The sequence below is a fragment of the Ferdinandcohnia salidurans genome (genome assembly GCF_042680725.1).
In the GTDB taxonomy this organism is placed as follows: domain Bacteria; phylum Bacillota; class Bacilli; order Bacillales; family Bacillaceae_L; genus Ferdinandcohnia; species Ferdinandcohnia salidurans.
In genome coordinates this window covers 33,351-58,786 of sequence record NZ_JBHUEK010000004.1, presented here as the reverse complement: position 1 = coordinate 58,786, position 25,436 = coordinate 33,351, and the positions used below count along the sequence as shown (strand labels likewise).

Genomic DNA, 25,436 nt, shown 5'->3' with positions numbered 1-25,436 from the left:
GACCCCGACTCTATATGAGTTGGGGTCTTTTTGTATTTAGTCGCTTAAGAAGTCTTTCTCAAAACTTGTTCCATGTTCATTATCTCGGGGTTTTTTATCTTTAGGTATTTTAACCCCTTTTGATACAATCTCATCCCCATACTTCCCTTTTAATTCATCAATCACTTTAAGTAAGGGTTCTTTTTTCGCTTCCTTCTCATAAGAAAAAAGATCAAGTTGTTTATATGCCTCTTGTTTCTCCACAAGTTCCTGAGCTGTGACACCTAATAATCGAATTGGTTCCCCGTTCCAATGTTTTGTCCATAAGCGCTTGGCCGCTTTATAAATCTCTTCATCCTGATTAATCGGGTTATCAAGTTTTCGACTTCTTGTTACCGTTTTTCGATCAGCATATCGAATCATCAGCTGGACATTATTGGATAACATATCCTTCCTTCTTATACGTGCGCCAACAGAATTCGATAATCTTTTGATAACACCGAGAAGCTCTTCCTCATCTGTTGAATCATTTGGTAATGTTGTCGAATTACCAATGCTTTTGAATTCGGATATGGCTTCAGGGTCAACAAGTCGGTTGTCAATTCCATTTGCTCTTTGCTTAATCCGCTCACCATTAATTCCTAATAATTGCTTTAGTTGAATATCGTTTCCCTTAGCAAGGTCTCCAATTGTATGAATACTGATTGTAGCCAATTTTTCAGCCGTTTTCGAACCTACTCCATGCATTTCTCCAACTGGCATGGGCCAGAGAATGATCGGAACATCCCGCTTCCGCAATACAGTGATTCCTAATGGTTTTTTCATATCGGATGCCATTTTTGCTAGAAATTTATTTGGTGCAATTCCAATGCTACAAGGAAGTAGAAGCGTTTTCTGTAAGGTTTCTTGAATGGAAGTCGCAATTTCAATCGGGGACCCCTTTTCATAACAGCCCGTAATATCCATATAGCCTTCGTCAATTGAAACTGGTTCAACTAAATCCGTGTATGTGCGAAGGATATCAAACATGGCCAATGAAGCCCTACGGTAGCGTTCAAAGTTTGGTTTACGAACGATAAGGTTTGGGCATTTTCGTTTTGCCTCCCATAACGGCATCGTTGTTTTCACTCCAAAGGCCCGAGCCTCATAGCTACAGGTGACAATGATGCCTTTACGCTCTTCGACATTCCCTGCAATCGCTAAAGGCTTACCCTGTAAAGAAGGATCATAGGCAACCTCGACTGATGCGTAGAAGCTATTCATGTCCACATGTAAAATAACCTTCCCATTTTTCGGATACATTTCTTTCATGATTTGCACTTCCTACTAATAATCCATAAATATAGTTTATCATAGAAAAAGCCACCTATTCTATTGGTGACTTTGAATGTGATCCTCAATCTTATCAAATCCTTCAAGACTATCAAACAGTTTATCCACATTGAGTAAAGTAATTAATCGATTCTCAAGGGTCGCAACTCCTGTTATGTACGGGGAAAGCTGGTAGGTTAAACTCAATTGTTTCAATTGAGTTTGAGGGATATCCATTATTTCTATCGCATCATCGACAAGCAGTCCCACTGATAATGAATCGGTTTGAATAACGATAATCTTCGTTTTATCTGTATGAGTTGTTGGTTTATTAAATAAAATAATTCCCGCATCAACAATCGGAATGAGTTGATCACGAATCGTTAACATACCTAGCAAAAATGTTGGCATTTGCACAATAGCGTTTAACTTTTGGGCTCTTTCTATCGAAATAACTTTTAAAACAGGAATGCCAAATTCCTCATTCCCTGATGAAAATACAACGACTTTTTGATCTTCCATCTATCATTCACCTCAGGTCTAGTAACAACAATCTATGTTTATATCTATCATACTTTACGTATTTATGAAAGGAAATAAAAAAAGTGAAACTCCCTCAACCAAGAGAGAATTCCACTTTTTTAATACTCTATTTTGCAACTTCTTCAACAATCGCAACGATAAGTTCAGCGGTTTTGACTAGTTCTTCTACTGGCATTTTTTCATTTGTTGTGTGAATGTCTTCATATCCTACAGCAAGATTAACAGTAGGAATGCCATGTCCTGCGATGACGTTGGCATCACTGCCCCCACCGCTTTTTTGGAGCGCACTTTGGCGACCAATTTTCGCAACAGCTCGTTTTGCAACCTCAACAACATGGTCGCCATCTGCAAACTTGAATCCAGGATACATGACCGTAATTTCAACCTCAGCTCTACCACCCATCTCTGCTGCAACAGATTCAAAAGCTGCTTTCATTTTCTGAACTTGAGCTTCCATCTTTTCTGTCACTAAAGAACGTGCCTCAGCTAAAATTTCAACATGGTCACAAACAATATTTGTTTGTGTGCCCCCTTCAAAACGCCCAATATTAGCAGTTGTTTCTTCATCAATACGTCCTAGTGGCATTTTTGCAATGGCTTTTGCTGCCATCGTAATTGCTGAAACACCTTTTTCAGGTGCGACACCTGCATGAGCTGTTTTTCCGATGATTGTTGCTCTTACCTTAGCTTGTGTAGGTGCAGCAACAACAATATCTCCAACTTTTCCGTCACTATCGAGTGCATATCCATATTTGGCTGTAATCATCGAGCGATCTAATGCTTTAGCACCGACAAGACCAGATTCTTCGCCTACAGTAATAATAAATTCAATTGTACCGTGTGGGATTTGATTTTCCTTCAAAACACGGATTGCTTCAAACATAGCAGCAAGACCCGCTTTATCATCTGCGCCTAAAATCGTAGTTCCGTCTGAGACAATATAACCACCCTTGATTGAAGGTTTAATGCCCTTACCAGGGACAACTGTATCCATATGAGAAGTAAAGTAAATCGGATCTACATCACTTTTGGTGGCTTCAAGAGTACATATTAAATTCCCTGCCCCATGTCCTGTTTGACTAGTGGTGTCATCCTCTACAACGTGTACACCTAATGCAGTAAATTTTTCTTTTAGAACCTTTGCAATTTCTGTTTCGTATTTTGTTTCTGAGTCTACTTGTACGAGCTCTAAAAACTCATTAACAAGTCTGTCCTGATTAATCATACTATGTACCTCCAAGATGAATAGGTTAATGTTTTTAGCCTATCATATTATCATCAAAAATCAAATTGTTGAATTATAACGGAATGTTCCCATGCTTCTTATTAGGGCGTGTTTCTTTTTTGTTTCGTAGCATTTCTAAAGCTTGGATGATTTTAATTCTTGTTTCTCGAGGATCGATGACATCGTCAACCATTCCTTGGCTTGCTGCTACATATGGATTGGCAAATTTTTCACGATACTCTTCGATCTTTTGCGCACGTGTCTGTTCAGGATTATCACTTTCGTTGATTTCACGTGCAAAAATAATATTAGCTGCCCCCTGTGGACCCATTACTGCAATTTCAGCATTAGGCCATGCAAAAACTAAATCAGCACCAATTGATTTACTGTTTAGTGCGACATAGGCCCCTCCATATGCCTTTCTAAGAATGACAGTTAACTTAGGTACCGTTGCTTCTGAGTACGCATATAGAATCTTTGCTCCGTGGCGGATAATTCCTCCATGTTCTTGTTTTACCCCTGGGAAGAACCCTGTCACATCCTCAAATGTAATAAGTGGGATATTAAAGGAATCACAAAAACGAATGAATCGTGAGGCTTTATCAGATGAATCAATATCAAGTCCACCTGCCATGTATTTTGGTTGGTTACAAACTAACCCAACAACCTCTCCTTTTACTCTAGCAAACCCGACAACAATATTCTTCGCAAAATCTTTATGAACCTCCATGAATGTATCAGCATCGACTACTTGGTTGATAACTTTTCGAACATCATAGGGTCTGACTGCATCGAATGGAATGATTTCTGTTAAGTCAGGTCGGTAATCATCATTTTCCTCTACTGGCAGAATCGGGGCCTTTTCTTCATTATTTTGGGGAAGATAGCTTACTAAAGCTCTTACCTGCTGCAGCACCTCTTCTTCAGTTTCTCCTGAAAAATGTGCGTTCCCGCTTATTGAATTATGTACGTTTGCTCCACCTAAATCCTCTGAGCTAATTTTCTCACCCGTTACGGTTTCAATAACTTTCGGCCCTGTAATAAACATTTGAGACGTCTTTTCAACCATGAATACAAAATCAGTAATCGCAGGAGAATACACAGCACCACCAGCACATGGACCCATAATCACCGAAATTTGAGGGATAACTCCAGAGTAGATTGCATTCCTATAAAAAATGTGACCATATCCATCAAGAGAAACGACTCCCTCCTGGATTCTTGCGCCACCCGAATCATTTAGGCCAATGAAAGGTGCCCCATTCTTTGCAGCTAGATCCATCACATTCGCGATTTTCTTCGCATGCATTTCTCCGAGTGCTCCACCAAACACCGTGAAATCCTGTGAAAATAAATAGACCGGTCTGCCATTGATTTTACCGTAGCCTGTTACAACTCCATCACCAGGTCCTTTTTTATCAACTAAGCCAAAGTCTATGCTGCGGTGTTCAATAAAAGGATTTAACTCTACAAAAGTGCCTTTATCAAGTAATAAGTCAATTCGTTCTCGTGCAGTTAATTTTCCTTTTTCATGTTGTTTATCTATTTTTTCATCTCCGCCACCTAATTCAACTTCACGACGGCGATCATAAAGTTCATTAATTTTTTCATAAATATCTATCATTTGTTCATTTCCCCCTTGCTAGGTTTCTCACAAAGCTCATATAGGACACTCCCTGTTGATTTCGGATGCATAAATGCAATTTTTGCACCGCCTGCACCAAGCTTGGGCTCATCTGCAAGCATTCGGATACCATTTTCCTTCATATCTTTTATACGAGCTTCAATCGATGAGACGCCTATGGCAATGTGATGAATTCCTTCGCCACGTTTTTCTATAAATTTAGCAATTGGACTTTCTGGTGAAAGAGGCTCCAATAGTTCTAGCTTTGATTCCCCTATCTTAATGAAAGCAACTTTTACATTCTCTGATTCTACTTCTTCAATGCCTTCTAATTGGAGATTAAGAATATTTGTGTAAAATGGGAGGGAATTTTCAATCGATGAGACTGCAATTCCAATATGGTCTATTTTTTTTATCATGTTTTCACTCCTCAAGCGAGCGCTCGCTCAATAATTGTAAGCGTTTCATATAATAACTATATTGTAGCATGAACTCATAATAATTTGTGTATTTTCAGTTATAATGAATAATACATAATGGTTGTCCAAGTTGGTTTTTCAAGGTAAAATAGTAATAAATAAGTATGTAAGCAGAAGGGAGTAAGTGACATGTCCCGTAAAACTCAAAAGATTGTTGTATATTTAATGATTGGAGTAATGCTAATTACTACCCTCTTAGCAGGCGTAGGTATGTGGTTTTAATTCAAACATTTTAAATGATGCAGTTTTTTTAACAACGTTAGAGGTGACCATTTTGGTCTCCTCTAAACATTATACTATTAGGCTGGCAACCCCTTGAATAGTCTTTTTATAATTAAATACTCTTCCATTTCTTTTATAAATTGAAAGAGTGCAGCTCTTGTTTCAAACTCCTCTCGAGTTACTGGCAGTGGCATTTCTCTAAACTCTTTACGCATAGATTCTAGTTTCTTCAAAAATACAATAGCCGTATTTCCAGGATGAATGGACTGGCTCACCTCCATAATAAAATCGGCAACCATTTTCCCCTGTTCCACTGACTGGGTCATTGAAGTAATAGTAGGTAACATTCTTTGCAGAATCTCGAACTGCCTTTCTCGCATTTCAAAATACGTATAATATAAATTTCCATCCCTCATTAAGTTATTTTCAACATCTCTATAGGCAATGCTTTTCGCTTTTTTTAATAATTCCTCAATAGCTGTTATCTCGCGACCATCCCAAATACTATCGCCCGTCCGAAGATAATGGACCATTTCGTTTAATATATTTCCAAATAGGGTTTCAATTTCTTGTTGGTATGCCTTAAGTTGTTTGTCAACACTTGGCATATATAGATTTACAAGTAGCGCAACACCAATACCAATGATAATTAACCCTAGTTCATTAACAATTAAATTTAAGGTTACATTACCCGCTGAAAATATATGTAAAATAATAACGGTACTTGTTACGATTCCATCTTTAGCTTTTAGAATAACTACTGTAGGGATAAAAAATAGCAGTAATAACCCAATTGTTAATGGATGATAGCCAATACCCTCGAAGAATACAAACGAAAATATGATCCCAACTACACACGCAACAAATCGCTCCCATGAACTTTCCAGCGATTTTTTTCTTGTTACTTTAATACATAAAATCGTTAGAATTCCAGCAGATGCAAAACTATCTAATCCTATTAGTTTTGCGATGGATATAGATATCGTTGTACCTATAGCTGTTTTTAACGTTCGATAACCTATTTTAAACATAAATCGGCTCCTAAAAATCCATAATAAATTTATTATATTGTTATATATAGGAAAAACAAAACATATTTACTAATCTTACTATACTTAATGAACGAAAAAAAGAATGATCACGTTGATCATTCTTTTTATAGAACCTTTTCTAAGAAGTCCTGCGCACGTTTGCTATTTGGATTTGTGAAAAACTCATTTGGAGTTGTTTCTTCAACGATGACTCCATCATCCATAAAGAGTACCTTATCTGCTACTTCGCGAGCAAAGCCCATTTCGTGGGTTACAATTAACATTGTCATCCCTGTATGAGCCAATCCTTTCATAACATTAAGAACCTCTTTTACCATCTCAGGATCAAGTGCTGAAGTTGGTTCGTCGAATAACATAATTTCAGGTTCCATCGCTAAAGCTCTTGCGATTGCTACCCTTTGTTTTTGACCACCAGAAAGGCGATTTGGATATTCATTGGCCTTTTCTGATAAGCCAACCTGGTTTAACAATTCCAAAGCCTTACTTTCCGCATCATGCTTGGAAAGCCCTCTTACCTTCATAGGTGCATACGTGAGATTTTGAAGGACTGTCTTATGTGGAAACAGGTGAAAATGCTGGAACACCATTCCGATATGCTCACGAACCTTTGTAATATTCGTCTTAGCATTTGTGATCTCATCTTGACCAACCCAAATCTGTCCCTGTGTCGGTTTTTCAAGTAAATTTAAACATCTAAGAAATGTGGATTTTCCAGATCCAGAAGGACCAATAATCGCTACCACCTCTCCTTGTTTAAAGGTGGTCGTAATCCCTTTTAACACGTTTAACTTGCCAAAAGATTTATGAAGACCTTCTACTTTAATATGATCATTACTCACTACGACGCAACCTCCTCTCAAGTCTTCCGCCTAGGAATGTGAGGATTGTAACGATAATCCAATATACTAGACCAGCAATTAATAATGGTTCAAAATAGCGGAATGTGTTTGCTCCGACAACTTGAGCTCGTCTCATAATATCCAATAATCCAATTGTACTTACAATCGCAGATTCCTTCGTTAAGGTAATAAATTCATTTAAGAGTGCTGGTAAAATATTTTTGACTGCTTGAGGTAGGATAATATCTAACATCATTGGTCGGTATGAAATCCCAAGCGCTTCTGCCGCTTCTTGTTGGCCTTTATCAACTGCCTGAATACCTGCTCTAATGATTTCAGAAATATATGCACCTGAATTTAGTCCGAACGCCAAAACTCCTGCTACAAATTTATCAATATCATATTGAAAAAGCTGTGGAACTGCAAAATAGATTAGAACCAATTGAAGGATAAGTGGTGTACCTCTAAAAATAGAAGTGTAAATATCCGCAAACCACTTTAAAAATGAAACTTTGCTTATTTTAAAAACCGCTAAAATTGTCCCGAGAATTAAACCTAAAATTGCCGATACTAGTGCAAAGGAAACCGTAATACCGATTCCTTCTAGTATAAACGGAATTGAAGGCAGGATTCCGGAGAAGTCAATATCCAAACCCATGCCTTACACCTCATTTCTACCAAAAATTTTGACCTATTCTTCCATCCATTGTTTCTGTAATTTCTCTAATTCGCCGTTCTCTTTCATTTCTTCTAACACTTTATTAAATTCATCTACTAGTTCATCACCTTTTGCAAAAGCAATCGCCATACCTGGTGAAGCCTCTGTTGGATCATCGAATCCAGCTAGGTCTAGTTCTTCAATAAATCCAACTGCAACAGTTTTATCTAAATATACTGCATCAATTCTTCCTGCTTTTAACTCTTGAATTAGTTCTGGCGCTTTATTTAATGCTGAGATTTCAAGACTTTTTAATGTCTCTTCTTTAATTTTTTTAGCGCCTTCTTCTTGAATAGAACCTAATTGAACTCCGACTGTTTTTCCTTCTAAGTCTTCTAATGTTTTGATTCCAGAATCCTTTAATGTTACAAACATTTCACCTGATTTATGGTATTCCATTGAAAAATCAACGCTTTTCTTACGTTCTTCCGTTGCTGACATACCTGAAATGATAAAATCAAGACGTTCTGATTGTAATGCACTTATTAGTCCACCAAAATCCATATTTTCAATTTTAAGCTCATAACCTAGTTTATCCGCAATTGCATTTGCTAAATCAATATCAAACCCAACATATTCTCCTGATGCTGCATCAATTGTTTCAAATGGCGGGAAATCTGCTGACGTTCCCATTGTTAATACCTTTTTTTCTTCCGTTCCTTCTTCAGATCCTGTTGCATTGTCATCGCTTGTCCCACATGCTGCTAAAAATGCAATTGATAAAATAGTAAACAATGTTACTAGTAAAAACTTTTTCATTATGATTTCCCCCTATGTCATTACTTATAATTATTCGATAAAATGTATTTTAACACATCTGCATAAATATACAATATGTTTTTTAAAAATAATAATTGATTAATAATTCTATTATTTGCTTCGAACGTGTTATTATTCCGTATACAATGGTCTTTAGGGGATAAATTGCAGTGCAAAATCGTTCGAATAATTCACACTAATCACTTTACTAATATAAACAATTAAAGTAGAAAAGCGATAAAGAATCAACTATATTATGCATATTTTTATTATTTATCTCAAAAAAAAGAAGCCTCTAAGGCTTCTTATACTTCTTCACAATATTCCTCAAAGGAATCCTGTAATTTATTAATTACATCCATTGGTTCATGTCCTTCAATTTCGTGACGCTCAATCATTCTTACAACCTTACCATCTTTTAATAATGCAAATGATGGTGATGATGGCGGATAACCTTCAAAATAGGATCTCGCTTTTTCAGTTGCAGCTTTATCTTGACCAGCAAACACGGTCACTAATTGATCTGGTCGCTTATCATAATGGATTGAATGTGCTGCCGCTGGTCTTGCAATTCCACCTGCACAACCACAAACTGAGTTAACCATTACTAATGTTGTACCTTTTTTGCCAAGTGCTTCCTCAACCTCTTCAGGTGTTTTTAACTCTTGGTATCCAGCTTCCGCAATTTCTTTACGAGCTGTTGTTACTATATCATTCATAAACAGATTGAAATCTATTTCCATTTATAACACTCCTCCACTTAGATAATTATTTTGCCTCTTTAATAATATCAATTTACAACATGTTTTTACAAACGATAATGCTTTGATTTAATTACCAAAAGAATGTTTAAAATTACATTATTCGGGTATTCTATAAATACATCTAGATCATACCCCTAAACTCCCTAGATGGAAGGAAAGCAATATTTTGCTCTCCTTCTTTTTTTATGCTTCATATAGCTGAATTAATTCTTTCACAGCCGAGGTTACATTTAAGTCCCCCTGGACAACCTTATTTTCTAATATGGGAAGTTGTGTTTTAATTGACGGATGATTAAAGAAGCTTGTTTCAAGATAATCTTTTATCATTGCATTTATCCAATGCTTCGTTTGTGAGTTCCTCCGTTCTGTAAAAACACCGGATTCTTTCGTTGTCTCAACAAACCGTTGGATAATTTTCCACATTTCTTCCATACCTTCATGATAAAGTGCTGAAGCTGTATACGCCTTTGATGCCCAGCCCTTGGTGCTTGGCTGAAGATAGTGGAGAATCCGATTGTATTCTCCGCGTGCTACCTTTGCCTTCTGTCTATTGTCTCCATCCGCTTTATTTATCAATAATGCATCAGCTAGCTCCATGACCCCTTTTTTCATACCTTGCAATTCATCTCCTGCACCTGTCAAAACGAGAAGAAGGAAAAAATCGACCATGCTTCTTACCACAACTTCACTTTGACCTACACCAATTGTCTCTACTAAAATCACATCAAAACCCGCTGCTTCGCAAAGTAAAATCGTTTCTCTTGTTTTTCGATTAACCCCACCAAGGGTCCCGCCTGAAGATGATGGTCGAATAAAGGCATTCTTATTTCGGGCAAGTGTCTCCATTCGTGTCTTATCCCCAAGAATACTTCCACCTGTAATACTGCTACTTGGGTCAACAGCTAAAACAGCTACACGATGCCCCTGCTCACATAAATACGAACCGAAGCTTTCAATGAATGTACTTTTCCCTGCTCCAGGTACTCCTGTTATACCAATCCTGACGGAGTTACCTGTATGGGGTAGAATTTCATTAATAACATCCTGAGCCTGGTCTTGATGACGTTTTGCATTACTTTCAACAAGTGTAATCGCTTGTGCAAGAATGGCGCGATCACCGTTTCGAATTCCTTGCACAAACTCTTCTATTGAACGCTCTTTCTTTTTCACAAATTTACGTCTTTCAGAAGGGCTACTTTGTTCTTTTCCCTTCACGATTTCGGTTGTGAAACCATCAGAGGCGTTATCTGGCACCCAATCCGGACGATTTTTCTTGTCATTCATTGCTCTCTTCCTCATACCCTAAACGACGATAAATTTCCTCGATGACTGTTTGGGCAGCGACCGGTATAACTGTACCAGGTCCAAAAATGGCAGCAGCCCCTTGTTCTTTCAAGTACTCATAATCCTGTGCAGGGATGACACCGCCCACAATCACAATAATATCCTCTCGTCCTAGTTTTCTAAGCTCTTCTATAAGCTGTGGTAGTAATGTTTTGTGGCCCGCAGCAAGAGAGCTCATTCCAATTACATGTACATCATTCTCCACTGCTTGCAGGGCTGTTTCTGCAGGTGTCTGGAATAACGGGCCGATATCCACATCAAAGCCAAGGTCCGCGAAGGCAGTTGCAATTACCTTTGCTCCCCGGTCATGTCCATCCTGACCCATTTTTGCAATCAGGATTCTCGGACGTCTTCCCTCATTCTCCAAAAACTCATCCGTCATATTCTTAACGTTCATAATTTCTTCCTCATTTGAATATTCAGAGCTATAGATTCCACTAATTGAACGAATAACGGCTTTATGTCTTTGCGATGCTTTTTCAACTGCATTTGAAATTTCTCCTAAAGTCGCACGAACTCTAGCCGCATTCACCGCTAACTCCAACAAATTTCCTTCTCCTGTTGCAACTGCGTTTGTAATAGCAGCTAATGCCTCATCGACTTTTTTGTCATCACGAGAAGCTTTTAAATCATTTAGTCTCTCAATTTGTTTCAAGCGAACTGCCGTATTATCAATATCTAAAATATCAATGGGATCCTCTTTTTGTAATCGATATTTATTCACACCAATAATGGTCTCTTTGCCCGAATCAATTCTTGCCTGGCGTCTAGCGGACGCCTCCTCAATTCTCATTTTCGGTAGACCTGTTTCAATCGCTTTGGTCATTCCACCAAGCTCTTCAATCTCCTCAATATGCTTCCACGCTCTGTCCATAAGCTCCTTGGTTAAGGATTCTACATAATAGGAGCCACCCCACGGATCAATTACATTACAAATCCCCGTTTCATCTTGTAAATATAATTGAGTGTTTCGAGCGATACGGGCAGAAAAATCAGTTGGTAGTGCGATCGCCTCATCCAGTGCGTTTGTATGCAGGGATTGGGTATGACCAGAGACGGCAGCCAATGCTTCAATACATGTTCTTGTGACATTATTGTAAGGGTCTTGTTCGGTTAAGCTCCATCCTGAAGTTTGTGAATGTGTTCTTAAAGCAAGGGATTTTGGATTTTTCGGATTGAAGGCCTTCATCATTTGCGCCCAAATGAGTCGAGCCGCTCTCATCTTTGCTACCTCCATAAAATAATTCATGCCGATTGCCCAGAAAAAAGATAAGCGAGGTGCAAAGGAATCAATGTCTATCCCCTTTTTAATTCCTGTTCGTACATATTCCAACCCATCTGCAAGGGTATATGCTAACTCAAGGTCTGCTGGTGCACCTGCTTCTTGCATATGATATCCAGAAATACTAATGCTATTGAACTTCGGCATCTTGTTAGACGTGTACTCAAAAATATCAGAAATAATTCTCATCGAAGTTTCTGGTGGGTAAATATACGTGTTTCGAACCATATATTCTTTTAATATATCATTCTGAATCGTTCCCGATAATTTTTCAGGAGGAACCCCCTGCTCCTCTGCTGTCACGATATAGAAAGCCATGATTGGAAGGACGGCACCATTCATCGTCATCGAAACACTCATTTGATCGAGTGGGATTCCATCAAATAATGTTTTCATATCAAGAATCGAGTCAATCGCCACTCCAGCTTTACCAACATCACCAACAACACGAGGGTGGTCTGAATCATAACCACGATGAGTAGCTAAGTCAAATGCAACAGAAAGGCCTTTTTGCCCCATTGCAAGATTTCGGCGGTAAAAAGCATTACTTTCCTCTGCTGTGGAAAATCCAGCATACTGACGAACCGTCCATGGGCGATTGACGTACATCGTTGGATATGGCCCACGTAAGAATGGAGGAACACCAGGCATATAATCAAGATGAGTTAGCCCATCCAAATCTTTTTCTGTGTATAAAGGTTTTACTGCAATTTGTTCGTTTGTCTCAAATAGTAAATCCTCAATAGATTGCTTGATTTCTTTTTCTACTTTTTCAGTCCATTGTTCAGGAGTTGATGGTATATCCGACTTCTTTAACTTTATTTTGGAAAGATCAAGTCTTTTAGCCATGTTACTTCACCCCCATCTCTTGTTGTAATTGATGTAAAAACGCAAAACAATTTGTACCAATGTGGATAAAATCACTGATTCCCGCATTTAGAAATTGTGTCTCGTCTTCCGGTTTTCCTGCTATAAAGAAACGCAAGTCTTGGTTAAATTCCTTGAGTTCACCACATATTCTCATAGCCATTGCTTTGTATGATTCGTCCTTCCCACAGAATACAAAAGTTGTAAGATTCATAGCCTTTGCACCTGCAATAGCGTCTTCAACTTCCAGATACCCATCATTTTTAATGACTTGGAAACCTCCTGCTTCAAAAAAGCCAGTAATGAAGTCAGCTCTTGGCTTATGTTCGGGAATCGGACCTAAATTTACTAATCCAACTTTAGGACGTTCACCAGTAGCCCGTAGATAATCCTCTGAAGCTTTTCTCAATAGTTCAAAGCTTTCTGAAATTCTTACTGATGGAATTGGATTGATTAAAAAGGAAGACTCTGAGCTTTGCTTTTTGTCTTTTTGCTCTATTTGACCAATCGATGTTTCTTGAATATTAGCGTACATATTCGTGCCAACAATTCTATCTCTTCGAAGGTTCACATTTTTTTGTCTTTCCGATAGAACAGTTGAAATACTTTCCTGAACACTTCCAGATTTTAAAGCTTCAAGCATTCCACCCTGAGACTCAATTTCATTTAATAGGCCCCATGCGCTCTCTGCCAGTTCGTTTGTTAATGCTTCGACATACCAAGAGCCGCCTGCAGGGTCAATCACCCTATTTAAAAAGGATTCCTCGTGAAGAATCGCTTGTGTGTTTCTTGCAATTCTTCTCGAAAAAGAGTCCGAACTCTTGATTGGTTCATCAAATGAAGAAACGTGTAGGCTATCGATTCCACCAACAATTGCAGAAAAAGCTTCGGTAGTAGAACGTAGCATATTCACATATGGGTCGTGAATTGTTTTTGTAAATGCTGAGGTTCTTGCATGGATATGCATTACTGAGGAATCTTCATTTCCTCCGTACGCTTCAATAACTGTCGACCAAATCATCCTTGCAGCTCTTATTTTCGCAATTTCCATAAATACATTTGAACCAATTGAAAAAGTAAACGTCATACGTTGTGCTATTTCATCAATTGAATGCTTTCTATCTAGTAATTCGCATATATATTCAATCCCAGTGCCGATTGTATAAGCAAGTTCTTGTACCGCATTTGCTCCGCCATTATGATAAGGTGACCCTTTGACAAGTATCGTTCTTAAATTGGTTTTTTTCTCTGTGGCCCATTTTATAGACTCTGATAATTGTTCATAGGCAACTTCAAGTTTTGAAGGTAGCTGTCCATTTATGGCTAGTATCGCGAGTGGGTCCATCCCGATCGTTCCTTTGAGAGAATCTTCTTTTGCATAAGATTCAATAAGTGATAAAAAAGGTAATAAATCAATTTGTGCATCAATTAAGACTGGTGTATTTGACAATGAGATTCCATCAAAGGCTTTTTGAATATCGTTTTCGTTATGTAAGGCCAGTCCCTCTTTCGGGTTATTTTCCGTTTGCAATGTAAAATGGATCATCGTTTGCCCATTTTGAAGTGCATCCTTTAACGCATTGTTGAATTCTATAGGCGTTTGTATGTCTATTTCCTGACTCACATGCCATGGGTTGTTCACGTATCCAGTAGGTATTGAACCACGCACTTTTGAGCCCTCTCCAGGCATATCTTTTAGAAACGGTATATGCTCAACGTCTTCCTTTGTATAAATTGGTTTTAGTGTGATTTTTTCATATGTTTTTTTATGTAATTTTTCAAGAGGCTTTCCTTTTAATGATTTCTCTGCTTCCTGTTTCCATGTCTCATAATCTATGGATGGGAAGGTAATATCTTGGTATTTTTTCGATTTATTCGTCACAAGGATTCCCCCTACCTTCGTAATCGTTTTCAACTATAATTTTAGTATATAAAATGGGATGTCGCAATGAATAGATAAAAGTAAAAAGACACTGCCCAGGCAATGTCTTTAGTAAATAGATGTATTTTCTTTCGTAGTAGTTTCAATGATTTCCTTAACTCGTGCTAAGAATCGTCCTGCAATAAGTCCGTCTAACACACGATGGTCAAGAGACATACAGAGATTCACCATATCCCGAACGGCAATCATTCCATTAATGATTACTGGTCGTTGTACGATTGATTCAACCTGCAAAATGGCTGCTTGTGGATAATTGATAATCCCCATTGACTGGATTGAACCAAATGAACCTGTATTATTCACTGTGAAGGTACCGCCCTGCATATCGTCAGCAGAAAGCTTACCAGCTCGAACCTTTGTTGCAAGCTCAGTGATTTCCCTTGCAATCCCTTTAATTGATTTTTCGTCCGCATTCTTAATAACTGGAACAAATAGAGCATCTTCTGTGGCAACCGCAATTGAAATATTAATATCCTTTTTCTGAATAATTTTATCTCCTGCCCACATTGAATTTATTTGTGGGAATTCCTTGAGCGCTTGAGCGACAGCTTTTACGAAAAACGCAAAGAATGTAAGGTTAAACCCTTCTTTTTGTTTAAAATCATTTTTAATAGAATTTCTGTATGCCACCATATTGGTAGCATCCACTTCAATCATGGTCCAAGCATGTGGAGCTTCATGCTTACTACGTAGCATATTTGCCGCAATCGCTTTACGTACCCCTGTTACTGGTATTTCAACATCACCAACGGCAACCGGTATGTTAGATGGTGACGCAGGCCTACTAGTTTGTGGACTAGCAACAGGTTGGCTAGCAGGTTTAGACTCTACTGTTTCTAATTGCTGACCAGCTGTAGGTATCTGACCAGACTCAATCAACTTTTGGAGATCCTTACGTGTTATTCTACCGCTTGCTCCAGTTCCTTTTACCTGAGTTAAATCGATATTATGTTCCTGTGAAAGCTTTAGAACAGCAGGTGAATAGCGTAATTTTTGAGAAGTATCACTTTGCTCTGCCACTACATTTGTAGCTTTTTCAGAAGTGACCTCTTTATCAGTGCTTGAGGTTGACTTCTGATCAGTTTCACTTCCTGCCGTTTCAATCACACAGATTACTTCACCTACTGCTAAAGTTTCTCCTTCTTCTGCAATAAGCTCTTTTATCGTTCCTGAAAACGAGGAAGGTACCTCTGCATTCACTTTATCTGTCATTACCTCAGCTAATGGATCATATTTGTTTACTGTATCTCCAACTGCGACAAGCCATTTACTAATGGTGCCCTCTGTAACACTCTCACCGAGTTGGGGCATTGTTATTTTTTCAGTCGCCAATCATGAAACCTCCTCATTTAAAGCAGAATAAGATTTCTGCGTAAATAAAATTAGTATTCAGCAAGCTCTCTCATTGCTTTTTCGACTTTGTCTGGGTTCACCATGAAGTATTTTTCCATAGTTGGTGCGTATGGCATAGCAGGTACTTCTGGACCGGCAAGTCGCTTAATTGGTGCGTCTAAATCAAATAAACAATTCTCAGCAATGATTGCGGAAACTTCACTTATAATACTTCCTTCTTTATTGTCTTCTGTTAACAATAAGACTTTGCCCGTCTTTGAAGCTGCTTCAATAATCGCTTCTTTATCAAGCGGATATACGGTACGTAAATCAAGAATATGAGCTTGAATTCCATCCTTTGCAAGACGCTCTGCAGCCTGCAAAGCAAAATGCACACACAATCCATACGTAATTACCGTTATATCGTCACCCTCACGCTTCACATCTGCCTTACCAATTGGCAATACATAGTCATCATCTGGTACCTCGCCTTTAATTAAGCGATAAGCACGTTTATGCTCAAAGAATAAGACTGGGTCTTCATCACGAATAGCAGCCTTTAATAAGCCTTTTACATCATAAGGGGTAGATGGCATCACAATTTTCAAGCCCGGTTGGTTTGCAAAAACCGCTTCAACTGATTGTGAGTGATAAAGGGCACCATGGACTCCGCCACCATATGGAGCACGAATGGTAATTGGACAACTCCAATCATTGTTCGAACGGTAACGTATTTTAGCGGCTTCAGAAATAATTTGATTGACTGCAGGCATTATAAAATCTGCAAATTGCATTTCAGCAATAGGTCTCATTCCATACATAGCTGCACCAATCCCAACACCTGCAATGGCTGACTCAGCTAAAGGGGTGTCAATTACACGTTGCTCCCCAAATTTTTCATATAGTCCATTTGTCGCCTTAAACACTCCACCTTTTTTTCCTACATCCTCTCCCAATATAAAAACTTTAGGATCTCGTTCCATTTCTTCACGAATTGCCATTGTCACGGCATCAATATATGAAATTACAGCCATTCTTTTTCCCCCTTACTGTTCAGCGTAAACATATTTTAGAGCATGCTCTGGCTCCGCGTATGGAGCATTTTCTGCATAGTCTGTTGCTTCGTTAACAAGCTTCGCAATTCGGTCTATGATTTCCTGTTCTTTTGCCTTATCTAGTACTCCTACTTCCTTTAAATAAGCTGCAAAAGAGAGGATTGGATCATTTTTCTTTGCTTCTGCCACTTCTTCCTGCTCACGATATGCACGATCATCATCATCAGATGAGTGTGCAGTCAGACGATACGAGATTGTCTCAACTAAAGTTGGTCCCTCCCCTTGACGGCCTCTGTCTGCTGCTTCTTTCACTGCTTTATATACTTCAAGAGGATCATTTCCATCAACAGTTACACCAGGCATTCCATATCCAATGGCACGATCGGAAATCTTTTCACAGGCTACCTGCTTTTCATACGGAACAGAAATGGCGTATTTATTATTTTCACACATGAAGATAACGGGTAGTTTATGGACGGCTGCGAAATTCGCACCTTCATGAAAGTCGCCTTGGTTAGATGAACCTTCACCAAATGTAACAAAAGTAACTAAATCTTTTCCTTCCATCCTTCCCCCTAAGGCTACACCAACTGCATGAGGAACCTGTGTAGTAACTGGAGACGAACCCGTTACAATACGGTTTTTCTTTTGACCAAAATGACCAGGCATTTGACGTCCACCTGAATTTGGGTCTTCAGCCTTTGCAAATGCAGACAACATCAATTCCTTAGCAGTCATTCCAAATGTAAGAACCACTCCCATATCCCGGTAATATGGCAATACATAATCTTTTTCGCGTTCTAGGGCAAATGCCGCACCTACTTGTGCTGCTTCTTGACCTTGACAGGAAATAACAAATGGAATTTTACCTGCACGGTTTAATAACCACATTCTCTCATCTATTTTTCTAGCTAAAAGCATTGTTTCATACATTTCAAGAACTGTATCATCACTTAACCCCAATGCTTGATGACGATTTTCGGACATGAAAAGACCTCCTTAAAAAATCATAATTTGCGCAGGTTGGACAAGCCCGCTAATTAAAAAATATTAAAAACCGAACCAAATTATGCGTGTATGGCTTTACCATCAACAGCTAAAGCAGCTTCCCCAATCGCTTCAGACAAGGTTGGATGAGGGTGTATTGTGTGTGCAACCTCCCATGGAGTTGCGTCTAGGACTCTTGCCAATCCAGCCTCTGAAATCATATCCGTTACATGTGGCCCGATCATATGAACACCTAGTAAATCGTTTGTAGCTTCATCAACAACAAGTTTTACAAATCCATCAGATTCACCAAAAACAAGGGCTTTCCCAATTGCTCTGAATGAAAACTTCCCTACTTTCACTGTGTAGCCTTTATCTTTCGCTTCCTCTTCTGTGAAACCAACACTCGCTACTTCTGGATTACTGTATACACATTTAGATACGAGTGAATAATCAATTGGCATCGGATTCTCACCAGCAATATGCTCAACCGCCACTATTCCCTCATGGGATGCAACATGTGCAAGTTGAAGGCCTCCAATTACGTCTCCAATTGCGTAAATATGAGACTCTTTCGTTTGGAAAAATTCATTCGTTTTGATATACCCTTTTTCTACAACAATCTCCGTATTTTCTAGGCCAATATTTTCTACATTTGCTTGTCGACCGACAGATACAAGAACCTTTTCTGCTGAAAATGATTTTATTTCCCCTTTTTGCTCAGCTTGAATTGTAATTCCTTTTCCTTTTTCAAGGGTCTCTGGTAATACTTTTGCACCTGTAACAATTTTTACGCCTTTTTTCTTAAGCAAACGCTGCATTTCCTTTGAAACTTCATGATCCTCGGTTGGAAGAATTCGATTCGCATACTCAAGGACTGTTACTTCAACACCGAAATCGTGCAGCATCGACGCCCATTCAATCCCTATTACACCTCCGCCAACAATAACTATTGATTTTGGCAGACTCTCCATTTGAAGAGCTTCATCCGAAGTTAAAACGTATTCCCCATCAATTTCAAGTCCAGGTAAAGAACGTGGTCTAGACCCTGTTGCAATAATCACATTTTTAGGAATCAACATTTCATTTTCTTCGCCATTATTCATTTCAACTGAAATTGTTCCAGGCATTGGTGAAAATATAGAAGGGCCTAAGATGCGACCAAACCCATCAACGACATCAATCTTCCCTTGTTTCATTAAATGTTGAACACCTTTATATAGCTGCTCAGTAATTTTATTTTTTCGTTCCTGTACCTTTGAAAAATCAAGTGAAACATCTTTTGTGATAACACCAAATTCTTCACTTCTTTTCGTAGTCGCATACACTTCAGCACTTCTAAGTAGAGCTTTACTTGGGATACATCCTGCATGTAAACAGGTTCCTCCAAGCTTCCCTTTTTCTACTACTGCCACTTTCAGTCCCAGTTGTGAGGCACGTATGGCAGCTACATAGCCACCAGTCCCGCCTCCTAAAATCACTAAATCATATTCTTTTGACATAATAATTCACCTACTTGCTCCACTTATTTTAAGACCGGGGTTTGAAGTGGTTTCCCTGGATATTCTTTTTCCTTCTCTTCCCCTTGCAGTACACGTAATGCTCCCTCCGCCAGTGCCCTTAGTTCATTTTCTCCTGGCTGGACGATAACATCTGCAATCCAATTCACACGGTTAGAAATTTCGGATATAAACTCGTTTCCATAAGCTAATCCACCGGTTAAAATAATGGCATCAACACGTCCAGACAAGGCTGCACTTGCTGCTCCTATTTCTTTGGAGATTTGGTAGGACATTGCCTGGTAAACTAATTTCGCCTTTTCATCCCCATGTCTAATCATTTTTTCGACTTCGATTGCATTATTTGTACCGAGATATCCTACCAATCCACCATGACCTACAAGCTTTTTCATGATTTCTTCTCGAAAATATTGACCAGAAAAACAGAGGTCGATTAAATCCCCCGCAGGAACTGTCCCTGCACGTTCTGGGCTAAATGGTCCATCACCATGCAACCCATTATTAACGTCCACAACTTTCCCTTGTTTATGGACTCCGACTGTAATCCCACCGCCCATATGGGTGACAATTAAATTTAAATCCTCATATTTTTTTCCAAGATCCTTCGCAATTCTTCGTGCAACTGCCTTTTGATTTAAAGCATGAAAAATACTTCTTCTCTCAATCAAATCAAAGCCCGATATTCTAGCAATTGGCTCAAGCTCATCAACGACGACTGGATCGACAATATAGGGAGGAATGTTTAAGCCAGATGCAATTTCATATGCTAATATCCCCCCGAGGTTTGAGGCATGCTGACCCGCGTAACCAATACGCAAATCATGAAGCATCTCATCATTAACCTTGTAAGTCCCACCTTGAATGGGTTTTAACAACCCACCTCTTCCACAGACGGCATTTAATTTTGAAATATTTATGCCCTCATTAACTAACGTTTCGAGAATCGTTGTTTTTCGAAATTCATATTGATCAATGATATTTTCATATGCGTCTAATTCTGACACATCATGTCTAATCGTTTTCTCAAAAACCGAAAGTTCATTATCATATACACCAATTTTCGTTGATGTTGACCCTGGATTGATAACGAGAATTCGATATTCTTTGTCCTGCAATATTGAAACCTCCATCTGCTTAAAGCTATGCTCCGTTTGTTTTGCATTCATGTTTGCAACTTATGAAGGTAAAAAGGAGGAAAAGCTTTGCTTAAGCCTTCCCCCACTACAAGCCTTTACTTTCTGCGACTTAAAATGTGGTGCCCATTTTGTAAAAACTGGCTTCTAGAGTTTCTCATTCTTTCGATACGTTCCTCTGCCAATCGATCTGCCGCTTGGTAGGTTGGAATACCGTCTCTTTTAGCGATTTCAATTACCTTAGAAATTGTGTCATAAATGGATTCAACCTTTTTAAGAGCACGGTCTTGGTTGTAACCATATAATTCATCTGCAACATTGATGACTCCACCAGCATTAATAACATAGTCTGGAGCGTAAACGATTCCTAATTCATGAATCGTGTCACCATGACGAGGTTCTTTTAACTGATTATTTGCAGACCCAGCAATAACCTTTGCTTTTAATTGTGGAATTGTATCATCATTTACTGTAGCGCCGAGTGCACAAGGTGCATAAATATCGCAATCCACCCCATAAATGTCGTTAGGGTCCACTGCTTTGGCACCAAAATCTCTTACGGCACGATCAACTGCTTCTTTATTAATATCTGTTACGATTAAATTTGCCCCTTCTTCATGAAGGTATTTACAAAGTGTGTACGCCACATTTCCTACACCTTGAACCGCTATTATCTTTCCTTCAAGTGAATCCGAACCAAATGCTTCTTTTGCAGCTGCCTTCATGCCGCGGTATACACCAAATGCGGTTACCGGAGATGGGTTTCCTGATGATCCAAACGCTGGTGAGATACCTGTTACAAAATCTGTTTCTTCATGAATAAGATCCATATCTGCAACTGTAGTACCAACATCTTCAGCAGTAATATATCGGCCATTTAACCCTTGGATGTAGCGTCCAAATGCACGGAACAATTCTTCATTTTTATCCTTGCGTGGGTCACCAATTATAACTGTTTTACCTCCACCTAAATTTAATCCAGCAGCGGCATTTTTATATGTCATACCCTTCGCTAATCTGAGCGCATCCTCAATTGCATCTTCCTCGGAAGCATATGTCCACATACGAGTACCACCAAGCGCTGGCCCCAACGTTGTATCGTGAATAGCGATAATTGCCTTTAGTCCAGATTGTTTGTCCTGACAAAATACTAATTGCTCATAATCATATTTTTCCATGTAAGAAAAGATTTCCATTTGTATGTTCCTCCCAAGATTGACTAAAAGTTGATTACTTGCTGGCAGAGCAAACCGCCAATGCCAATGAATATAATTTACTTTTTGCAGAATCAGCTCTAGAAGTTAAGACAATTGGTGCACGAGCACCCGCAATAACAGCCCCAACTTCTGCTTTCGCAAAATAGACTAATGATTTATATAATGCATTCCCAACTTCTATCGTTGGAACTAGCAAAATATCAGCCTGTCCAGCCACTTCACTCGCGATTCCTTTATGCACTGCTGCTGAAATTGAGATGGCGTTATCGAGCGCTAACGGACCATCGACAATACAATTAGGAATTTGTCCGCGATGATTCATTTGGGTTAAAACGGCTGCATCTAATGTTGACTGCATCGAAGGATTAACCACTTCAACAGCAGCAATAGGTGCAACTTTTGGTACTGAGATACCGATTGAATTTGCCACTTTTACGGCATTAGTTAAAATCTGTATCTTTTCCTGAAGTTCCGGAGATATATTCATCGCCGCATCCGTAATGATGATAAGGCGGTCGTAATCTGGCACTTCAAATACAGCAACGTGTGATAGGATATTTCCTGACCGCAGTCCATATTCTTTATTCAAAACTTCCTTAAGAATAGTCGAGGTTGGAATATTACCTTTCATTAGCACATCTGCTTCACCTGAATGAACCGCTCTAACCGCAGCAACTGCCGCCTCTTCTTTTGATGAGACATTTACTACAACAAGCACCTCTGATCCTGCTTCATATCCCCCTTTTACAGAAAGGATTTGTTCAATTTTTTCTTGATTACCAAACAACAAAAAACGGGAAAGCTTGTTTTTTACGGCTTCTACTACAGCTTCAAGTACTTCTTCATCCTCGGCAGCTGCAACTGCAACGGTCACTTGTGATTGTTCGGCTGCAATACTGATAAGATCACTAAGTTTCATTTAGACGTTACCTTCTTTTCAATCGAAATTCCCCTTGTTACACCTTTTTATTATGCAATTATCGTGCCAACATATATTTTTGTAAGCGCTTTATATTGTTAACTTTCTCTGAATTTTTTGTGCAAATTCCTGCATACTTTGCAAATTATTGCGTGCTTTAATTTGCAAGATTATATTTTTCCAACTTATAATACAGACTTCTTAGGGATATCCCTAATGATTTAGCAGCTGCTGTTTTATTTCCACCATTTAGCCTTAATACTTCAGCAATTACTTCTGCTTCGTACTTTTCTACTAATTCCGTTAATGGAACATCCTTAATTTCAGTCTCAGCTAACAATTGTTTAGCAGGGGCTTTCTCACTCAAACTGTGTAATGGTTGTACATGTTTTATATCAATTAGTCTTTCCTGATAGTTCATAAAGATTACGGCCCTGCCTAGGACATTCTCTAGCTCCCTAACATTCCCTGGCCAGTCATATTCATACAAATAATTGATCGCGCCCTCAGTTAGCCCTTCCACTGTCCGACCATAATCCTGATTTATTTTATGCAGCAAATGTTCTGCTAGTGGTTTAATATCTTGTTTTCGCATTCGCAATGAAGGGATATATATCGGAATTTTATTTAAACGATAGTAGAGATCTTCTCTGAATGTTCCGTTGCCAATCCCTTTTTCCAAATTAACATTCGTAGCTGCAATGATTCTTACGTCAATTGGAATTGGTTTCGTTCCACCAACTCGAACGATCTCTCGTTCCTGCAATACCCGTAGTAATTTAGCCTGGGTATTTAATGACATTTCTCCAATTTCATCTAAGAAAATACTGCCATTATTCGCTTCTTCAAAAATACCTCGTTTGCCACCTCGTTTTGCTCCTGAAAACGCTCCTTCTTCATATCCAAAAAGCTCACTTTCTAACAGCGATTCTGAAATCGCAGCACAATTCACACGGACAAACTTATTAAATTTTCGTTTACTTTCGTTATGTATCGCATGTGCAAATAATTCCTTACCTGTTCCAGATTCACCTCTAAGTAAGACCGTAGCAGGAGTTTTCGCACCTAGTTTTGCTTGTTCTATAGCAAATTCCATTTCTTCTGATGAACCGATGATATCGTCAAACGTATATTTTGCTTCAAGTGACCGAATGATATGTCTAGCTCGATTTAATTCAGATGTTAATTGACTTATTTCAGATACATCATGAATGACACCAACACTACCCTTTAGCTTTCCATCCACAATGATCGGTGCAACGTTAACAATTACATCTTTTTCGTGAGGTCCTACCTTCATGCGGGCACCTCTTACAGCTCTTCTTGTTTTCAAAACTTGCATGTGCATACTTTCACCTTCAGATATATCTGCATTTGCAGGTTTTCCAATGACTTGTTCTTTTTCAAGTCCAGTGATCCGAGTGTACGCGCGATTAATTAATATGCCTCGCCCATCCTCATCAACAACCGAAATGGCTTCTTCAGAGGATTGAATAATTGCTTCTAGCAAAGTTTGTATTTCTTTTAAATTTGTAATTTCTTCAGCAAGATTTACAACTTCAGTAATATCTTTAAAAACAGCAAATGCCCCTAATAACATCCCCGATTCATTGACCATCGGAATTCGGGTTGTAATGATTTTACGGCCATTTTTCAAAACGAATTCCTGGTTGACCTCAATGGCTCTTGTCGTAAGAATGTCGGGTAATCGGCTATCAGGAATACACTCATATATATGTTTTCCAATTGCTTCTTCCTTCGTGACACCAATCATCCTTGATGCACTGTTGTTTAGTAAGATGACTTGGCTATCAATATTAATGACAATCATTCCATCATGGGTTGAATCTAAGATCAAATCGACCATAACTTTCTGCATAACCACAGCCACCTCCTAACAAAGATTTAAACCGTGCAATAATTTACACACTTTCATTATTTCTTTTTGCAAGAAAGTGCACACTTATATAATAACCTGAATTCTCCATCTTGACAAATTTTATTAATGACTTACATTTAATATATAGGTCGTTTTTATTGAAAGGATTTTTGATATGCAGCGTATACTGGCTCTAATTGTGCTACTAATACCAGGAGTTATTGCAGGGGTTGGAATTAAATTTATGAGGGATATGTTTTTTGGCGTTTTGCACAGCCCTATTCCATCCTTAATGCTACAATTTATTATTGGCTTTATTTTCTTTTTAGCAGGTCTCTCTTTTATAGGCGGATTCATTTTACACCGTGACCGGAAAAGAAATAAAGTTCAGGAAAAATTTCAAAACGAAAGCTCACCTGCTGGCGAGCAAAATAAATAATCCTG

Annotated in this window: 23 protein-coding genes; 2 read left to right on the top strand and 21 right to left on the bottom strand. The window is 38.7% G+C overall.

All coding sequences use genetic code 11. The annotated features are described in order from the left end of the window. Nucleotides 1-36 precede the first annotated feature (36 nt). The 5 genes from ACFSFW_RS00655 to mce form a co-directional block, all read right to left on the bottom strand. Nucleotides 37-1,290, bottom strand: coding sequence for a DNA polymerase IV (locus ACFSFW_RS00655; RefSeq protein ID WP_388034448.1), 1,254 nt, complete (start codon nucleotides 1,288-1,290; stop codon nucleotides 37-39). Between the two features lie 60 nt (nucleotides 1,291-1,350). Further along, nucleotides 1,351-1,812: a chemotaxis protein CheW gene (locus ACFSFW_RS00650; RefSeq protein WP_388034446.1), complete on the bottom strand. Its 462-nt coding sequence runs from the start codon at nucleotides 1,810-1,812 to the stop codon at nucleotides 1,351-1,353. Between the two features lie 127 nt (nucleotides 1,813-1,939). Then, nucleotides 1,940-3,058: a tripeptidase T gene (locus ACFSFW_RS00645; protein ID WP_388034444.1), complete on the bottom strand. Its 1,119-nt coding sequence runs from the start codon at nucleotides 3,056-3,058 to the stop codon at nucleotides 1,940-1,942. A gap of 73 nt (nucleotides 3,059-3,131) precedes the next feature. Further along, on the bottom strand, nucleotides 3,132-4,682 hold the full coding sequence (locus tag ACFSFW_RS00640; protein ID WP_388034443.1) for an acyl-CoA carboxylase subunit beta: 1,551 nt from the start codon (nucleotides 4,680-4,682) through the stop codon (nucleotides 3,132-3,134). After that, nucleotides 4,679-5,101, bottom strand: coding sequence for a methylmalonyl-CoA epimerase (gene mce, locus ACFSFW_RS00635; RefSeq protein ID WP_388034441.1), 423 nt, complete (start codon nucleotides 5,099-5,101; stop codon nucleotides 4,679-4,681). Before mce ends, ACFSFW_RS00640 begins: the two co-directional genes overlap by 4 nt. A 189-nt stretch (nucleotides 5,102-5,290) precedes the next feature. Here mce and prli42 point away from each other — a divergent pair, with 189 nt between their 5' ends. After that, complete coding sequence (prli42, locus tag ACFSFW_RS00630) at nucleotides 5,291-5,383, top strand: stressosome-associated protein Prli42 (protein WP_165918224.1); 93 nt, start codon at nucleotides 5,291-5,293, stop codon at nucleotides 5,381-5,383. A 77-nt stretch (nucleotides 5,384-5,460) separates the two neighbouring features. On the opposite strand, the gene ACFSFW_RS00625 is transcribed toward prli42, so the two are convergent. From ACFSFW_RS00625 to ACFSFW_RS00550, 16 genes are all read right to left on the bottom strand, one after another. Continuing rightward, nucleotides 5,461-6,414, bottom strand: a complete 954-nt coding sequence (locus ACFSFW_RS00625; protein ID WP_304218423.1) for an aromatic acid exporter family protein — start codon at nucleotides 6,412-6,414, stop codon at nucleotides 5,461-5,463. Nucleotides 6,415-6,539: 125 nt separating this feature from the next. After that, nucleotides 6,540-7,274 carry an amino acid ABC transporter ATP-binding protein gene (locus tag ACFSFW_RS00620; RefSeq protein WP_304218426.1) on the bottom strand — a complete coding sequence of 245 codons (735 nt, stop codon included), beginning with the start codon at nucleotides 7,272-7,274 and terminating at the stop codon, nucleotides 6,540-6,542. After that, a complete protein-coding gene (locus ACFSFW_RS00615; protein ID WP_121447982.1) occupies nucleotides 7,267-7,926 on the bottom strand; it encodes an amino acid ABC transporter permease in 660 nt (219 codons plus the stop codon). The genes ACFSFW_RS00620 and ACFSFW_RS00615 overlap by 8 nt, the downstream gene beginning before the upstream one ends. A 39-nt stretch (nucleotides 7,927-7,965) precedes the next feature. Next, nucleotides 7,966-8,751, bottom strand: a complete 786-nt coding sequence (locus tag ACFSFW_RS00610) for a basic amino acid ABC transporter substrate-binding protein (RefSeq protein WP_388034438.1) — start codon at nucleotides 8,749-8,751, stop codon at nucleotides 7,966-7,968. 305 nt (nucleotides 8,752-9,056) lie between these two features. Continuing rightward, the gene (locus ACFSFW_RS00605; RefSeq protein ID WP_099360646.1) at nucleotides 9,057-9,494 is read right to left on the bottom strand and encodes a BrxA/BrxB family bacilliredoxin; all 438 of its coding nucleotides are present in this window, start codon (nucleotides 9,492-9,494) and stop codon (nucleotides 9,057-9,059) included. A gap of 204 nt (nucleotides 9,495-9,698) precedes the next feature. Next, nucleotides 9,699-10,799 carry a methylmalonyl Co-A mutase-associated GTPase MeaB gene (meaB, locus tag ACFSFW_RS00600; protein ID WP_388034436.1) on the bottom strand — a complete coding sequence of 367 codons (1,101 nt, stop codon included), beginning with the start codon at nucleotides 10,797-10,799 and terminating at the stop codon, nucleotides 9,699-9,701. Beyond that, nucleotides 10,792-12,990, bottom strand: a complete 2,199-nt coding sequence (gene scpA / locus ACFSFW_RS00595) for a methylmalonyl-CoA mutase (RefSeq protein ID WP_388034434.1) — start codon at nucleotides 12,988-12,990, stop codon at nucleotides 10,792-10,794. Before scpA ends, meaB begins: the two co-directional genes overlap by 8 nt. A 1-nt stretch (nucleotide 12,991) precedes the next feature. Next, the gene (locus tag ACFSFW_RS00590; RefSeq protein WP_388034432.1) at nucleotides 12,992-14,890 is read right to left on the bottom strand and encodes a methylmalonyl-CoA mutase family protein; all 1,899 of its coding nucleotides are present in this window, start codon (nucleotides 14,888-14,890) and stop codon (nucleotides 12,992-12,994) included. 108 nt (nucleotides 14,891-14,998) lie between these two features. Continuing rightward, nucleotides 14,999-16,282 (bottom strand): dihydrolipoamide acetyltransferase family protein, encoded by a 1,284-nt coding sequence (locus tag ACFSFW_RS00585; protein ID WP_388034430.1) that lies wholly within the window; start codon nucleotides 16,280-16,282, stop codon nucleotides 14,999-15,001. 50 nt (nucleotides 16,283-16,332) lie between these two features. Continuing rightward, nucleotides 16,333-17,316, bottom strand: a complete 984-nt coding sequence (locus ACFSFW_RS00580) for an alpha-ketoacid dehydrogenase subunit beta (protein WP_304218444.1) — start codon at nucleotides 17,314-17,316, stop codon at nucleotides 16,333-16,335. Between the two features lie 12 nt (nucleotides 17,317-17,328). Continuing rightward, nucleotides 17,329-18,324 carry a thiamine pyrophosphate-dependent dehydrogenase E1 component subunit alpha gene (locus tag ACFSFW_RS00575; protein ID WP_099351833.1) on the bottom strand — a complete coding sequence of 332 codons (996 nt, stop codon included), beginning with the start codon at nucleotides 18,322-18,324 and terminating at the stop codon, nucleotides 17,329-17,331. A gap of 80 nt (nucleotides 18,325-18,404) precedes the next feature. After that, entirely contained in the window at nucleotides 18,405-19,826 is a 1,422-nt protein-coding gene (lpdA, locus tag ACFSFW_RS00570; protein ID WP_388034428.1) for a dihydrolipoyl dehydrogenase, read from the bottom strand. 23 nt (nucleotides 19,827-19,849) lie between these two features. After that, on the bottom strand, nucleotides 19,850-20,974 hold the full coding sequence (buk, locus tag ACFSFW_RS00565; RefSeq protein ID WP_388034857.1) for a butyrate kinase: 1,125 nt from the start codon (nucleotides 20,972-20,974) through the stop codon (nucleotides 19,850-19,852). Nucleotides 20,975-21,075: 101 nt separating this feature from the next. Beyond that, nucleotides 21,076-22,173: a branched-chain amino acid dehydrogenase gene (bcd, locus tag ACFSFW_RS00560; protein ID WP_388034426.1), complete on the bottom strand. Its 1,098-nt coding sequence runs from the start codon at nucleotides 22,171-22,173 to the stop codon at nucleotides 21,076-21,078. 34 nt (nucleotides 22,174-22,207) lie between these two features. Next, nucleotides 22,208-23,113 (bottom strand): phosphate butyryltransferase, encoded by a 906-nt coding sequence (gene yqiS / locus ACFSFW_RS00555; protein WP_388034424.1) that lies wholly within the window; start codon nucleotides 23,111-23,113, stop codon nucleotides 22,208-22,210. Between the two features lie 157 nt (nucleotides 23,114-23,270). Then, the gene (locus tag ACFSFW_RS00550; protein ID WP_099360657.1) at nucleotides 23,271-24,992 is read right to left on the bottom strand and encodes a sigma-54 interaction domain-containing protein; all 1,722 of its coding nucleotides are present in this window, start codon (nucleotides 24,990-24,992) and stop codon (nucleotides 23,271-23,273) included. Between the two features lie 175 nt (nucleotides 24,993-25,167). Here ACFSFW_RS00550 and ACFSFW_RS00545 point away from each other — a divergent pair, with 175 nt between their 5' ends. Then, on the top strand, nucleotides 25,168-25,431 hold the full coding sequence (locus tag ACFSFW_RS00545) for a DUF2627 domain-containing protein (protein ID WP_388034421.1): 264 nt from the start codon (nucleotides 25,168-25,170) through the stop codon (nucleotides 25,429-25,431). Nucleotides 25,432-25,436 lie beyond the last annotated feature (5 nt).